At 27.4% G+C, this 13,608-nt stretch carries 13 protein-coding genes; 8 read left to right on the top strand and 5 right to left on the bottom strand.

What is annotated here, in order from left to right:
- Window positions 1–235 precede the first annotated feature (235 nt).
- The 3 genes from BCB68_RS07815 to pcp all read left to right on the top strand — a co-directional run bounded on the left by BCB68_RS07815 (window position 236) and on the right by pcp (window position 2,626).
- Window positions 236–916 carry a DUF969 domain-containing protein gene (locus BCB68_RS07815; protein ID WP_094080267.1) on the top strand — a complete coding sequence of 227 codons (681 nt, stop codon included), beginning with the start codon at window positions 236–238 and terminating at the stop codon, window positions 914–916.
- Entirely contained in the window at window positions 916–1,857 is a 942-nt protein-coding gene (locus tag BCB68_RS07810; RefSeq protein ID WP_094080266.1) for a DUF979 domain-containing protein, read from the top strand. The genes BCB68_RS07815 and BCB68_RS07810 overlap by 1 nt, the downstream gene beginning before the upstream one ends.
- Window positions 1,858–1,984: 127 nt before the next feature.
- Complete coding sequence (pcp, locus tag BCB68_RS07805; protein WP_094080265.1) at window positions 1,985–2,626, top strand: pyroglutamyl-peptidase I; 642 nt, start codon at window positions 1,985–1,987, stop codon at window positions 2,624–2,626.
- A gap of 244 nt (window positions 2,627–2,870) precedes the next feature.
- Here pcp and BCB68_RS07800 read toward each other — a convergent pair whose 3' ends face one another.
- The 5 genes from BCB68_RS07800 to BCB68_RS07780 all read right to left on the bottom strand — a co-directional run bounded on the left by BCB68_RS07800 (window position 2,871) and on the right by BCB68_RS07780 (window position 8,169).
- The gene (locus tag BCB68_RS07800; protein WP_094080264.1) at window positions 2,871–4,079 is read right to left on the bottom strand and encodes a PD-(D/E)XK nuclease family protein; all 1,209 of its coding nucleotides are present in this window, start codon (window positions 4,077–4,079) and stop codon (window positions 2,871–2,873) included.
- A gap of 37 nt (window positions 4,080–4,116) precedes the next feature.
- Complete coding sequence (locus tag BCB68_RS07795; RefSeq protein WP_094080263.1) at window positions 4,117–4,824, bottom strand: hypothetical protein; 708 nt, start codon at window positions 4,822–4,824, stop codon at window positions 4,117–4,119.
- Window positions 4,825–4,848: 24 nt separating this feature from the next.
- Window positions 4,849–5,790, bottom strand: coding sequence for a helix-turn-helix transcriptional regulator (locus BCB68_RS07790; RefSeq protein ID WP_094080262.1), 942 nt, complete (start codon window positions 5,788–5,790; stop codon window positions 4,849–4,851).
- A gap of 74 nt (window positions 5,791–5,864) precedes the next feature.
- The gene (locus BCB68_RS07785; protein WP_094080261.1) at window positions 5,865–6,995 is read right to left on the bottom strand and encodes a hypothetical protein; all 1,131 of its coding nucleotides are present in this window, start codon (window positions 6,993–6,995) and stop codon (window positions 5,865–5,867) included.
- A gap of 274 nt (window positions 6,996–7,269) precedes the next feature.
- Window positions 7,270–8,169 (bottom strand): cell division protein FtsZ, encoded by a 900-nt coding sequence (locus tag BCB68_RS07780; protein WP_237048597.1) that lies wholly within the window; start codon window positions 8,167–8,169, stop codon window positions 7,270–7,272.
- 382 nt (window positions 8,170–8,551) lie between these two features.
- On the opposite strand from BCB68_RS07780, the gene msrB reads away from it, so the two are divergent.
- The 5 genes from msrB to BCB68_RS07755 all read left to right on the top strand — a co-directional run bounded on the left by msrB (window position 8,552) and on the right by BCB68_RS07755 (window position 13,329).
- Window positions 8,552–9,631, top strand: a complete 1,080-nt coding sequence (gene msrB, locus BCB68_RS07775; protein WP_094080259.1) for a peptide-methionine (R)-S-oxide reductase MsrB — start codon at window positions 8,552–8,554, stop codon at window positions 9,629–9,631.
- Between the two features lie 24 nt (window positions 9,632–9,655).
- Window positions 9,656–10,294: a cytochrome c biogenesis protein CcdA gene (locus tag BCB68_RS07770; RefSeq protein ID WP_094080258.1), complete on the top strand. Its 639-nt coding sequence runs from the start codon at window positions 9,656–9,658 to the stop codon at window positions 10,292–10,294.
- A 108-nt stretch (window positions 10,295–10,402) separates the two neighbouring features.
- Window positions 10,403–10,873 carry a redoxin family protein gene (locus tag BCB68_RS07765; RefSeq protein WP_094080257.1) on the top strand — a complete coding sequence of 157 codons (471 nt, stop codon included), beginning with the start codon at window positions 10,403–10,405 and terminating at the stop codon, window positions 10,871–10,873.
- Window positions 10,874–11,656 carry a response regulator transcription factor gene (locus BCB68_RS07760; RefSeq protein WP_094080256.1) on the top strand — a complete coding sequence of 261 codons (783 nt, stop codon included), beginning with the start codon at window positions 10,874–10,876 and terminating at the stop codon, window positions 11,654–11,656.
- Window positions 11,653–13,329: a sensor histidine kinase gene (locus BCB68_RS07755; RefSeq protein ID WP_094080255.1), complete on the top strand. Its 1,677-nt coding sequence runs from the start codon at window positions 11,653–11,655 to the stop codon at window positions 13,327–13,329. The genes BCB68_RS07760 and BCB68_RS07755 overlap by 4 nt, the downstream gene beginning before the upstream one ends.
- Window positions 13,330–13,608: the final 279 nt, after the last annotated feature.

Raw genomic sequence — 13,608 nt, 5'->3', positions numbered from 1 at the left:
TTTTCAGTACAAAACTTTTTTTAAATATTGATTTTTTTTCCCATTTTACTATGCAATCCTTTAAAATATTTAAAACTAATTTTATTGTCTATTTTTCAAAACTTAAAAAGCAGTATAAAATTAGAAATCTATTTTTTCTCTAAAACTATTGCATTTTCACTATTTCAAGGTAAAATCATATTAAGATTATATGATAATTTTAAAAAAATAATAAACTTTATTAGGAGGAATACTTATGAATTTATGGATACTTATTGGTATTGTTATTATTGTAGCGGGATTTTCTTTGAAGCTAGATGTGCTGGCTGTGGTGCTTACTGCTGGTATAGCTACTGGAATTGCTGCAAAAATGAATTTTTTTGAAATTCTTGGAATTATTGGAAAGGCTTTTGTGGATAATAGACTTATGTCAATTTTTTTGATTAGTTTGCCAGTTATTGCAGTGCTTGAAAGATATGGACTTAGAGAAAGAAGTGCAGCTTTAATTGAAAAATTAAAAAATGCAACTGCTGGTAGAATCTTAGGACTTTATATGGTAATCCGTTCGATTGCGAGTGCATTGTCAATTAGAATTGGTGGGCATATTCAGTTTATACGTCCTCTTATTTACCCAATGTCTGAAGCTGCTGCAAAAGCTCATAAAAATAAGGATTTATCAGAAAAGCAAACTGAAGAATTAAAAAGTTTAAGTGCTGCAATTGAAAATTATGGAAATTTCTTTTCACAAAACATATTTGTCGGTGCATCGGGACTTCTTTTGATTCAGACTACACTGAAGGAAAATGGATATGCTGTATCTTTGAAGCAATTGGCGCTATCTTCAATACCAATTGGAATAATTGCAATAATCTTTACTTTTATTCAAGTATATATTTATGACAAAAAAATAATTTTGAGCAAAGGAGGTAAAAAATAATGGAAATAAAAGTTCTTTTAAAACTTTTGACACAAATTATTTATATTCTTTGCGGACTTGTCAGTATAAGTACTGGAATTAGAGGATTGAAAAATGAAAAGGCAAAAATAGGAACATTTTTGTTTTGGACTATTCTTGGGATAATATTTATTTTTGGAGAAGCTATTCCATATAAGGTTACTGGCGGACTTCTTGTAATTCTTGCCATAATTACTGTAACAAAACAATTACATATTGGAAAATTTGAAAATATTTCTTCACAATTCAAAATCGCACAAAGTGAAAAATTAAAAAATAAAATTTTCATCCCAGCTGTATTAATTGGAATTGCCGCTTTTCTAATACTTCAATTTAAAATTGGAAAAACTGCTATACCACCCGCATTAGGTATCGGTGGAGGGTCACTTGTCGCTCTTCTAGCAGCTGCAATTATCATAAAACCAAAATTCAGCGAAACAAATGAAGATACTTCAAAACTTCTTATGCAAATTGGTGCAACTGCCATTTTGCCACAGCTTCTTGCTGCATTAGGTGCTGTATTCACTAAAGCTGGAGTTGGAAAAGTAATAGCCGCCAGCATTTCATCTGTTGTTCCAACTGGAAATATCTTTGTAGGAATCGTTATTTATGCTATTGGAATGGTTATATTCACTATGATTATGGGAAATGCCTTTGCTGCATTTTCAGTAATAACTGCAGGAATTGGAATCCCATTTATTATCAAAAATGGTGGAAATCCAGCTGTTATTGGTGCTTTAGGAATGACCGCCGGCTATTGCGGAACTCTTATGACTCCAATGGCAGCAAACTTCAATATTGTCCCTGCTTCAATTTTGGAAATAAAAGATAAATATGGAATTATAAAAGTCCAAGCTCCAATGGCTTTATTACTGCTTGTAACACATATTATACTTATGCTGCTGTTATTTGGAGTAAAATAAAACTGAAAATACTATGTTTATTGAGATTTCTAAATTTTTACAAACAAGTAAATTAAAAAAAAATCTAGAAAGGAGAGTATGAAATTATAAATTAAATCTATTTTTATAAAATCATACAAAAAATACTATGAAAATATTAGTTACTGGCTTTGACCCTTTTGGAGGTGAGCCCATAAATCCTGCCATCGAATCAGTTAAAAAATTGCCTGATAATATTGCAGGAGCACAAATTATCAAATTGGAAATTCCGACAGTAAAAGGAAAATCTATTAAAAAAATTGAAAAAGCTATTGAAGAGCACAATCCAGATGTTATCTTGTCAATCGGACAAGCAGGCGGAAGATTTGATATTTCCGTTGAACGAGTTGGAATAAATCTTGATGATTTCCGAATACCTGACAACGAAGGAAACCAAACTATTGATAAGCCAATTTTTCCAGATGGAGAAAACGCATATTTTGTAGATCTGCCTGTAAAAGCTATGGTAAAAAACATACAAAAAAATAAAATTCCAGCTTCAGTTTCGTACACTGCAGGAACTTTCATATGTAATCACGTTCTTTACGGTACACTTTATTTAATAAATAAAAAATACAAAAACAAAAAATCTGGATTTATTCATATTCCATTTTTACCAGAACAAGTTATTAATAAAAAAAATACACCATCAATGGAATTAAATACTATTGTAAAAGGTTTAATTGCTGCAATTGAAGCTATTGTAAAAAATGATAAAGATATTAAAGAAACTGGCGGAACTACTTGTTAGCAACATTCTTCTAAACATTTAGATATATCAAAAATAAAAAGCCTGCTTTTATTAAAAAAAATTCTAAAGCAGGTTTTATTATTTATTTTTTACTTGTAAAAGGTAAACTTTCTTTTAAAAAACAGAAACTAAATTTTATTCATTTGCTGTTAAGAAGTCAAAATTTTATTGTCAATTTTCTTTTTAGCCATAACAAAAAACTCCAAATATTATATAGTTATTTTATCATATATTATTTAGAGGTTTACACAAAAATTTTTACACACCCTTTTAACAAAAGATTTAAAGCATATTGAAGGATTTTTATTTTATCTTTACAATCATCAATATTTTCAAATTCTAAATATCCTACTGTCATATACTGACCTGCTCTAAAATATTTTTTCTGAAACTTTTCATTTTTTAGTATATTTTCAAATTTTTTTATATTTTCTGGTTTATTTTCGCATTTTAGTATATCTTTCGACTCATTTTCTAATTTATTTTTTAATTTAGAAAAAAGTTCCTTACGTTTTTCGGAAGCAATTGTTACTTTCTTTTCGAAATCTTCTTTTGAAAGTTCTTTATTATTTTTATTTTTTTTAGGAACTGAATATTTTATTGCAATTATATTTTTCTGATTATATTGTTCTATTTGTAAATAAATATCTTCATCAGAAGTTTCTGTTAATTTATTAATTTTTTCTTCACTTAAAGGAAACCACCACATTCCCATAAATCCACCTGATGAGTTATTCACATAACCCCAACTACAATCTTTTTGTCTTCCAATAGCATGTTCTAATAAATTTTTTTCGTTTTTTAATTCTTTAAAAAATCCGATATAACAGTTTGAATTCCAGTCTTCCAAGTTCTTTTTTTCATATGAATTTACATCTGTTTCTATATTGCTCAAATAATTATGATAATTTTCAAATATTGAATTATTAATCTTATCCTTGTATTCTTTTAATAATTCTAGGATGTTTTCTCTTCCTAATATTACATTCACACCATTCTCTTTTAATCTTTCCATATTATCTTCATCGTATATTTTATAATAAACTACTTTTATTTTAGCCCTACTTCCATTATCTTTTTCATTTTTTTCAGATATTAATTCTCTATATTTCTCAATCTGATTGCTATGTAAACCTGTTCCCACTTTATCTTCTATTATTACATACATGTCTACTATTGGATTTATATTATTCCCTTTAGTTATAAATTCTGTTTTATTCTGAATTTCCAATAGTACGTCTATTTTCTGATATTGTCTTTTTATATTCACTTTCCTATCTTCGAGCTTTTCACCTAACATTTTTTCAATAAATTCAGTTGCAAGTGATTTTAATTTTTTTTCATCTTCTGATAAACTATTGTCATCAAAATTTACCCAGTTACATAACCAACATATAAAAGCATCCTGTGACAGCTCTGACGTTGCAAAATTAAAAATATTGTTTCTTTCCATTTTAAATCCCTTCTTTCTATAATATTAATTAATTAATTTATTTAACTAAATCTTCCACAATGTAAGCAATAATATTTATGAAATTTTCATTTTCTGGATATATTTGCAGTCCCCAAAGAAATGTCCGCTCATTAAGAATATTAGTCATTATTTTAGCAATATCTTTTATCAGAGTCAATTCGATATTTTTTCCTGCTGTTATATTCAAAAATATTTTATAAGTTCTATTTTTATCAAAAGTTTCCAGCTTTAATTTTAGGGTTTGCAAGAAATCATCAAAAGTTTCTAAATTTCCTTTTTCAAAAATTACAAAAGATTTTGAGGCTTTTTGAAATACGGTTTTTAAGTCAGCTAAATCAAGAGTAACCATTCCTTTTGCTGTTAAAGTTTTTGTTATTCCATTGATTCCATTTTTTAAATCTTCTGAAGATTTGCATTTTATGATAAAGTCTGTTTTTGAATCAAATAGGTCAGTATAGCCATTTCCAATATCGTAAATGCCAGTAAAAATGTCGTTTTTTTGAGTGTTTATGATTATTTCTAAGGCAAAATTTTTATCATTTTCAAAATATGTGTTTAAAATTATCAAAATTACATCTGTATCTTGAAAATTTATTTTTAAATCTTTGTAGTCATTTTTAATTGTAATAATGCTTATATTTTCATGTGTAATTATTTCTTTCTCAATAGTGCTTAGAGATGTTTCTCCTAAACTTATAATTTTTATTTTTGGTATTTTTTCCATAAATTTTCTCCTTTTTATAGAAATTTATTTTAAAATTTTGTATTCAATAACGTAATCTCCTTGACTTTTTAGCCACATTTCTGCTCCAAAACTTCCATAGACCTCAATTAAAACCGTATAAATTGTATATTCTCCATTTTCTTTTTCATTTTTCTCCTCTTTTAATATTCTTGCAGTTGGAAATTTATCAAGAACGTATTCGATATAACCTTTGTACTCGAATTTAATTTTTGTGAGAGGTCCAGAATGCATAAAGTGTATGTATTTTCTAAATTCTCCATCTTTAAATTTGTCAGAATAATTTAGGATTTTAAACTTCTTGCCTGTATTTTCTATCTTTTTCATTCTATCAATTCTAAAAATTGCAGGATATTCTTCTTTATTTTCAATATATCCAATTAGATAAAAATAATATTCAGAAAACATTATTGACAGTGGCTTTATTCTGTATTCTTTATATTGTTTATCTTTTTTTGTATAATTTAAATGCACCCATTCTTGATTTTTTATACATTGCGCTAATTTCCAAATACTTTCAAGTAGTTTCTGTCCATGTTGTAAAGGAATATAATTCATCTTTTCACTATTTATCAAATTTTTTATTATCTCTCTATCGTTTATTGAAGAATTGTTAACTAGTTTTGTTATTAATTTTTCAGTTTCTTCTTTATTAAAAGCCCGACTTTCAAGGATAATTTTACTTATAGCCAAAAGTTCTTCGTTTGTAAAAGCTATCTTGTCATTCTTTTCAAGATAATAACCTTTTTTTGAACTAGAATATTTTATATCCGATTCGCCTTCTTCAAAAAAATAATTCCTCAAAGTAGCTATATCTCGTTGTATCGTTTTTTTATCGACTCTAAATTCATTAGCTAAATCACTTCTATTCACTATCTCTTTTTGATTCAATCTTTTCATTATTTTTAATATTCTAATCGATTTTTCCTCAGAATTTTCATTTTTCATGATTAAGATTAAGCCTTTCTAAAAAATTCTTCTCAACGTTTTAATTATACCTCGATTTATCACTTTTTCAAAATTTAAAACTTTTTCCTAATTTTTCTTTTACTTCGAAATCTTTTCTTTAATCTCTTTTCTTCAAAATATTCTACATATTCCTCTCTTATGTCTCTACAATTTTTCATTTTATTAAATTTCTCAATTTTTTCCGTTATTTTATCAACCATTTTTTTTATATCTTTTAATGAACTATCTAGATTTACTGTAAAACACATTAATGGAATTTCATTATTTTCACAATCAATATCTTCATAATTAACTTCCTTAAAATCAGGAAATATATCTTTTAATTCTTTCTGAATTAATTTTATTGTCTTTTCTTCGACTTTATTATTATTAAACCATTTTAACAAAAAATAATTATTTGTTTTTTTATCTTCTGCAATTAAATTTACACAAAAGCATTCTATAAAAAATTCATGTTTCAACCATTTTATATAATCAAAACAACGATATACATCATAATCTTCAAATTTTTTATTTATATAACTTTCTAAAACTAAATATAAAGATAAATTTTCGTTAATATTTACACCGAAATTTTTCTTATTTTCTTGTTTAATTTGATTGTAATAACTGTCAAAAATACTGTCATCAATATATTTTTTTGAATTTTCAAATAAAGTTAAAAATTTTTCTTTATCGTATAAAATACTTATTTCCTCTACTTCTTCCTTTTCATACCTAGAAATTAAATCAGATGAAAAATGAACAATTTTTACATTATTCTCTTCGTTTTCTTTTAAATTCTCATATTTTTTTAATAATTTAATTAATTTCTCATTGTATTCATTAAAATCTTTTGAATACTCATAATAACTAAAATCTCTAAAAAATATATATTTTCTGTTTCCATTTTGATTCCTATTTAAAATTAACAAAATCGAACAATCACCTAAAATTCTATCAATAAAACTTCCATTTTCAGAATAATAATTTTTATTTGAAAAATGTATCTCAATATCTTCTGTATCTAATTTTTCTCCTAAAATTTCCTCAATAAATTTTTTTGCCATATTTTTTAAAGCCATTTTACTGCTATTATTTGTAGTCTCAACATTTAACCATTTTATCATCCAGTACAAAAAAATATCGATATCAAACTCAGCGTTATAAAAAGCATCATTTTTAACTAATTTTACATTACTCATTTTCTCCATCTCCTTTAATTGTAAAATTTTCTATATTTTAACATATTTTCCCAAAATACAGTTAAATTTTTTTACTATTTTTCATACAATTTTGCCTTTTCTTCTAATAATAACAAAAAGCTACCATAATTGGTAGCTTTGCATTTAAAGTTGCTTCATTTTAAGGTAGTGCAACACCTGTTTTTAAACTTTTCTTTCAGTGTAATTATATCATATCTAATTGATTAGTCAATACTTTTTCTTTTTTTATTTATAAATTTTTAAATTATTTTTATTAATTGCGAAAATCTGTTGCAATCAAATATACTTTTACACAGCTCCCTTTTTGTTCAAAATCTTCAGAATTTTCAAATTTAGTTTCTTCAAAGACTGTTCCCCATGCGAGAAATAAGTCTGGATTTTCGGTACTTGTGGCTACTGCTGTGGCAATTTGGCTAATTTCTTCAAGCCGTATGTCGTTTCCCGAGGTTATGTTCATTAGTATTTTTCCTGCACCTTTTATTGAACGTTCTAAAAGTGGGGTATTTAATGCCTGTTCTACCGCCTTTTTTGCTCTGTCCTCTCCATCTGATTTTCCAAAACCTAATACTGTTTTGCCTGAATTTTGCAATATAGATTTAATGTCTGCAAAGTCCAAATTTAAAATCCCCTGTTTTTTTATTAAGTCCAATATTCCCTTTACAATTGTTACAAAGGCTTTTTCTCCTTTTTCATAGATATTTGCCGTTGGAAGATTTATGTATAAATCATTCAATCTTTGATATGGAATGACTATTATTGTATCAGCGAAATGTTTTAATCTTTCCTTTCCCTTTTTAGCAAGTTTTATTTTATTCAGGTCTTCAAAATCAAAAGGCTTTGACACTATTGCAACCGTTAGTATATTCATAAATTTCGCAATTTCTGCCACAGCTGATGAAAGTAGCGTTCCTGTTTTTTCTCCCATTTCAGCTATTATAAACACCATATCTGCATTTTGAAATTCTTTTTCTGTTTGTTTTCTTAAATCCTCCATCGCTTCAAATGAAGTTATTGACGACACAAATATTTTTTTGGGAGCTTTTGAACTGTCTAAATTCAGCTTTTCCGTATCTATCGTTATAAAATCAGCCTTTACAATGTTATTTAATATCATTTTATTTATTACATTACTTCCTGTTTTTCCCAAAGCCACTATTTTTACTTTTACAGCATTTAACGTATTTTTAATATCAGTCCCCCGACCTCTGTGTTCCTACAAGCGATGTTACCCACTATTCTTCCTCCTAGATAATCTATATTTCAAGACACTATTTATTAATATTTTTCTTTAATCTATTTTTTAATTATAGTTCTTTAATATATCACAAGACCCTTTATTTTTTATTTTAAAAATATTGATTTTATATTTTAACTTAACACTTTTTTAAAATTATATTAAATTTGATTAGTAAATAAACAAATATTATAAAATTATAGAAAAATATTACTATATTTCATTTTTTTTTATCAATTTTTGGGCTATACTATTCTTGTAGATACAAAAAATATTTAAATATAAATCGGGAGGCGGTTTTATGAAATCTAGAAGTCTACTATTATTTTTAATACTATCTTTAGCTTTATTTTCAGTAGTATTGTCAAATAAAAATAAAAATCGTAAAAACAGAAATGAAAATAAAACAAAAAAAGAAAATATGATTCAGGCAGGAAACGAAAACATCAGGGAAATCTATCTTGCTGGCGGGTGTTTCTGGGGACTTGAAGCATATATGGAAAGAATCGACGGGGTAAAGGATGCTACAGTTGGCTATGCGAATGGGAAAACTGAAAAAACGAGTTACAACATTGTCGCATCAACGGATCACGCAGAAACAGTTCACGTAAAATATGACGCAAACAAAATTTCTTTGAGCAAGCTACTTAAATATTATTTTCAAGTTGTAGATCCTACTAGCATTAATCAGCAGGGAAATGATAGAGGTAGACAATACAGAACAGGGATTTATTATACTAATCCCAAAGATAAAGAAATTATTTTACAGGAAATTGAAGAAGAGCAGAAAAAATATACAGATAAAATTCAAGTTGAAGTTCAGCCTTTGAAAAATTATATTCTCGCAGAAGAATACCATCAGGACTATTTAAGAAAAAATCCTAACGGATATTGTCACATTGATATTACTAAAGCAGATGAAGTTATCATTGATCCAAAAGATTATCCAAAACCAAGTGACGAAGAATTGAAAAAACGGCTTACTCCTCTGCAATACAGCGTTACACAGAAAAAAAATACTGAACATTCTTTTTCAAATGAGTACTGGGACAATCATGAAGCTGGAATTTATGTGGACATAACAACAGGAGAACCATTATTTTCCTCAAAGGATAAATATGATTCTGGCTGTGGCTGGCCAAGTTTTACAAAACCTATTTCAAAAGATGTTGTAACTTATGCAAATGACACAAGTTTTAATATGGTAAGGACAGAAGTGCTTAGTCGAAGCGGAAAAGCCCACTTGGGACATGTTTTTGATGATGGACCTAAAGATAAAGGCGGGCTTCGTTATTGTATAAACAGTGCTTCAATTAAATTTATCCCATTAAAAGATATGGAAAAAGAACATTACGGATATTTAATAAAATTAGTTCAGTAAAATGAACAAGATAGGAGATAATTTATGTTTAATCAGCCATTACTGGTAGGAAGTGTATTTTTAGGAGGGGTAGCAAGTTTTCTATCTCCATGTATTCTTCCCATTGTTCCTGTATATTTGGGAATTTTAAGCAAAGGAAAAAAAACTGTGCTTAATACCTTTTTATTTATTTCAGGTCTTTCACTTACTTTTGTAAGTATAGGCTTTAGTTTTAGTTTCCTTACGGGAATATTCTTTAATGATGCCATAAAAGTTTTGGCAGGAATAATTGTAATAATACTGGGATTACATCAGACAGGAATTTTAAAATTTAACTTTTTAGAAAAAAATAAATCTGTAAATTTGGATTTAATTGGTAAAAATTCTTCATTACAGGCTTTTTTGCTAGGACTGACATTTAGTCTAGGGTGGACTCCATGTGTAGGTCCTATTCTTGCCTCAGTGCTAGCTCTTGCAGGGGAAAAAGGATCTGCTGTCTATGGAGGGTTAATGATGTTTATATACGTCTTAGGGCTTGCCACTCCATTTGTTCTATTTTCCTTTTTCTCTCAGAAATTATTAAAAAAAGTACGAGCTTTAAATCAATACACAAACTATTTTAAAATCTTTGGAGGATTTCTAATTATATTTATGGGAATTTTGCTAATAATGAATAAGTTTTAGTAATTTTATTTTTAAAATTTATAAAACAATTAGTAATCAAAATAACTTAAAAAAATAATTACAAAAAATATTTTAAATTTGCTATAATACAGAAAGGAAGTAATTTTTATGAAAAAATTAATTGCAACAATTGTAACTTTGTTGAGTTTGGGATCGATTTCATTTGGAAATACATTGCAAGGAGTTCAGTTAAAGGACATTAATAATAAACCTGTTTCCCTTAACAAGTACAAAGGTAAGAAAATATATATTAAAATGTGGGCTTCATGGTGTCCTATCTGTCTTTCGGGATTAAGCGAAATTAATTCTTTAAGTGCAGATAAAAGTAAGAATTTTACAGTTATAACAATTGCTTCTCCGGGACAAAAAGGAGAAAAACCAACAGCTAAATTCATTCAGTGGTATAAAGGGCTTAACTATAAAAATATTACTGTATTGCTGGATGAAAAGGGAGAAGTGCTAAAAAGGGCAAAAGTTTTGGGATATCCTTCAAATATTGTACTGGATGGGAACTTGAATATTGTTAAAACTTTGTCGGGACATTTGACTGCCGCACAAATTAAAGGAGCTGTTAAATAAGTGTATAGTATTTTAATAATTGATGATGAACCGATTATAAGAAGAGGTATTAAAACCTTTATTGATTTTGAAAAATATAAGATAAGTGATGTTTATGAGGCAGAAGATGGTAATTCTGCCTTTAAGACTTTTTCTGAAGTATTGCCTGACCTTGTCTTGCTGGATATAAATATTCCCTTTAAAAATGGGCTGACTCTTGCCGAGGAGATGAAAGAGCTGAAAAGTGATGTTAAAATAGCCATTATTTCTGGATATGACTATTTTGAATATGCTCAAAAGGCTTTAAAAATCGGAGTTGAAGACTATATTTTAAAACCTGTTTCAAAGACAGATATAAATGAGATAATTTCAAAACTTATCTATAAGCTGGAAGAAGATAGAAAATATAACGAAGCAAGAAAAATTATTAATAAAATTAGCCAAGCTGAGAAGTCTGATAAAAATATTTCTCATAGCAAGTATAAAGATATTTTAACAAAAAAAATTGAAGAAAAATACAGCGATATTTCCTTTAACTTAAATTCTCTGGCTGACGAAATGAGTTTATCTTCTGGATATTTGAGTTCACTTTTTAAAAATTTGTTTGGTATTCCTTTTCAGGACTATTTGAATAATATGCGGATGGAAAAGGCAAAATTGCTGCTTTTGACAACAGATCTGAAAAATTATCAAATTGGAGAGCTTGTAGGAATGGAAAACTTTAATTATTTCAATTCAAAATTTAAAAAAACTTTTGGAATGACACCGAAAGAATTTAAGAAAAGTGTGCTGGAGAAACTATGAAACTAAAAAGAACTATGAAAAACTCGATGCTGCTTCAGCTGTTTTTTTATTATATTATTGGAAATCTTCTGTTTGTACTTTTTTTAAGCAGTATTTTTTACTATACTTCAAAATACATCATAATGAACAAGGAAATTGAGTATACTAACGAAAATGTTATAAATACATCCCGTTATATTACTCTTTATGCGGATAAATTGAAAAATATGATTAATCTCTTATCTGTTGATACCGATGTTAGAAATTTTTTAATATCAGGAAATGAAGATTCAAAAAAGAGCATTGAAAAAATGATTTATTCGATTCTTGAATATAATAAAGGAATTAAAAGTATTACTGTAATCGGAAAAAATGGTAACATTGTATCCAGTGACAAAAATAATGATATGAAAATATCAGAAAATATGATGAAAGAGAAATGGTATGTTGATGCTATAAACAATTCAGATATGCCCGTTTTTAATCCCAGCAGAAAAAATTCCACCTCCTCTATGAATTCAGCTCTCTGGTTTCTGTCAATCAGCCGTGACATAAAAAATTCAAAGGGAGAAAATCTTGGTGTTATTGTTTTTGACATTAAATATGAAATTCTTGAAAGATATTTAAATTCTATTTCTTTTGGAAAACAAATCGACAATATTATAGTAGACAAAAATAACAATATTATTTACTACAAAGATGTGAAATGCTTTGCTGATAAAAAGTGCCTTGCAAAATTTTCAGAAAAGAATAAAAATAAAGATACATATTTATATGAAACACAGATTGAAAATACAAACTGGAATTTAAGAAGCCTTGCAAACACAAATGACTTAGTTACCTTAAAGAAAAATTTTTCCCACATAGTTATCGTTATTTTCCTAGTCTCACTAGCTTTTTCTTCCATTATTACATTTATCGTAATAACAAAGATTCTAAGACCTTTAATAAAACTGGAAAATCATATGCAAAACTTTGAAAATAATCTACGGGAATTTCATTTAAGTGAAAAAACAGGCTATGAAGTTCAGAACCTTGTAGAACATTTTAATGTAATGGTCGAAAAGATAAAATATTTGCGGGAATATGAAATAAAGGCTCTTCACAGCCAGATTAATCCACATTTTCTGTATAATACGCTAGATACAATCATTTGGATGGCAGAATTTGAAGACAATGAAAAAGTAATCAGCATTACAAAATCACTTGCAAACTATTTTAGGCTTTCCCTTAGCAACGGTCACGAAAAAATACCGTTAAAAGATGAAATTATGCACACTAAAGAATATTTATTCATACAAAAGCAGAGATATGAAGAAAAACTTTCCTATTTTTTCAACATAGAAGATGAAAGCCTTCTTTCCATTGAAGTTCCAAAAATAATAATCCAGCCAATTGTAGAAAACTCCATCTATCACGGAATAAAAAATCTTTCTGGAAACGGAATCATCACAATAGACGTTTACAGACAAAACAGCACTGTCAATATCTCTGTCAAAGACAACGGAATAGGCTTTGAAAAAGCTAAACAGTTCAAAAAAAGCAAGACAGGCGGTGTAGGAATAAAAAATGTCGATAAAAGAATAAAATTCTATTACGGCAAAAATTACGGAGTATTTATAAATAAAGACAGCAAGACCAAAGGAGCAGAAGTAGTTATAAAAATTCCTGAGAGTGTCCATAATTTTGTGTAAATGTATGTATAAATCCAGCAATATAAGAATTCTCTAGTTTATTTACACAAAAAAGTTTACACTCTCATTTTCTATAAAACTCTTTATTTATCGAATAAAATAAATAAACTAACTTTTTATAAAAAAATTTTTTAATATTATTTCAAACTCTTTAAAAATCATTTATTCAGACTTTAAAGTTTTTCTCTTGCAAATGTTCCATCTTGTCTAAGAATATATTTGATATTTCATTTTTTTTGTAGTAAAATATAATAAATAATTATAGAATTATTTAGTAAA

This window comes from Leptotrichia sp. oral taxon 498, assembly GCF_002240055.1.
Lineage (GTDB): Bacteria > Fusobacteriota > Fusobacteriia > Fusobacteriales > Leptotrichiaceae > Leptotrichia > Leptotrichia rugosa.
The sequence above is the reverse complement of the archived record's forward strand: the minus strand, read 5'-3'. Positions and strand labels throughout refer to the sequence as shown.

Bases quoted from the DNA above. Each gene is read 5' to 3' on its own strand.
- msrB (WP_094080259.1), top strand. From the start codon at position 8,552: ATGAAATCTAGAAGTCTACTATTATTTTTAATACTATCTTTAGCTTTA.
- BCB68_RS07755 (WP_094080255.1), top strand. From the start codon at position 11,653: ATGAAACTAAAAAGAACTATGAAAAACTCGATGCTGCTTCAGCTGTTT.
- pcp (WP_094080265.1), top strand. From the start codon at position 1,985: ATGAAAATATTAGTTACTGGCTTTGACCCTTTTGGAGGTGAGCCCATA.
- BCB68_RS07785 (WP_094080261.1), bottom strand. From the start codon at position 6,995: ATGAGTAATGTAAAATTAGTTAAAAATGATGCTTTTTATAACGCTGAG.
- BCB68_RS07815 (WP_094080267.1), top strand. From the start codon at position 236: ATGAATTTATGGATACTTATTGGTATTGTTATTATTGTAGCGGGATTT.
- BCB68_RS07770 (WP_094080258.1), top strand. From the start codon at position 9,656: ATGTTTAATCAGCCATTACTGGTAGGAAGTGTATTTTTAGGAGGGGTA.
- BCB68_RS07810 (WP_094080266.1), top strand. From the start codon at position 916: ATGGAAATAAAAGTTCTTTTAAAACTTTTGACACAAATTATTTATATT.
- BCB68_RS07795 (WP_094080263.1), bottom strand. From the start codon at position 4,824: ATGGAAAAAATACCAAAAATAAAAATTATAAGTTTAGGAGAAACATCT.
- BCB68_RS07790 (WP_094080262.1), bottom strand. From the start codon at position 5,790: ATGAAAAATGAAAATTCTGAGGAAAAATCGATTAGAATATTAAAAATA.
- BCB68_RS07765 (WP_094080257.1), top strand. From the start codon at position 10,403: ATGAAAAAATTAATTGCAACAATTGTAACTTTGTTGAGTTTGGGATCG.
- BCB68_RS07800 (WP_094080264.1), bottom strand. From the start codon at position 4,079: ATGGAAAGAAACAATATTTTTAATTTTGCAACGTCAGAGCTGTCACAG.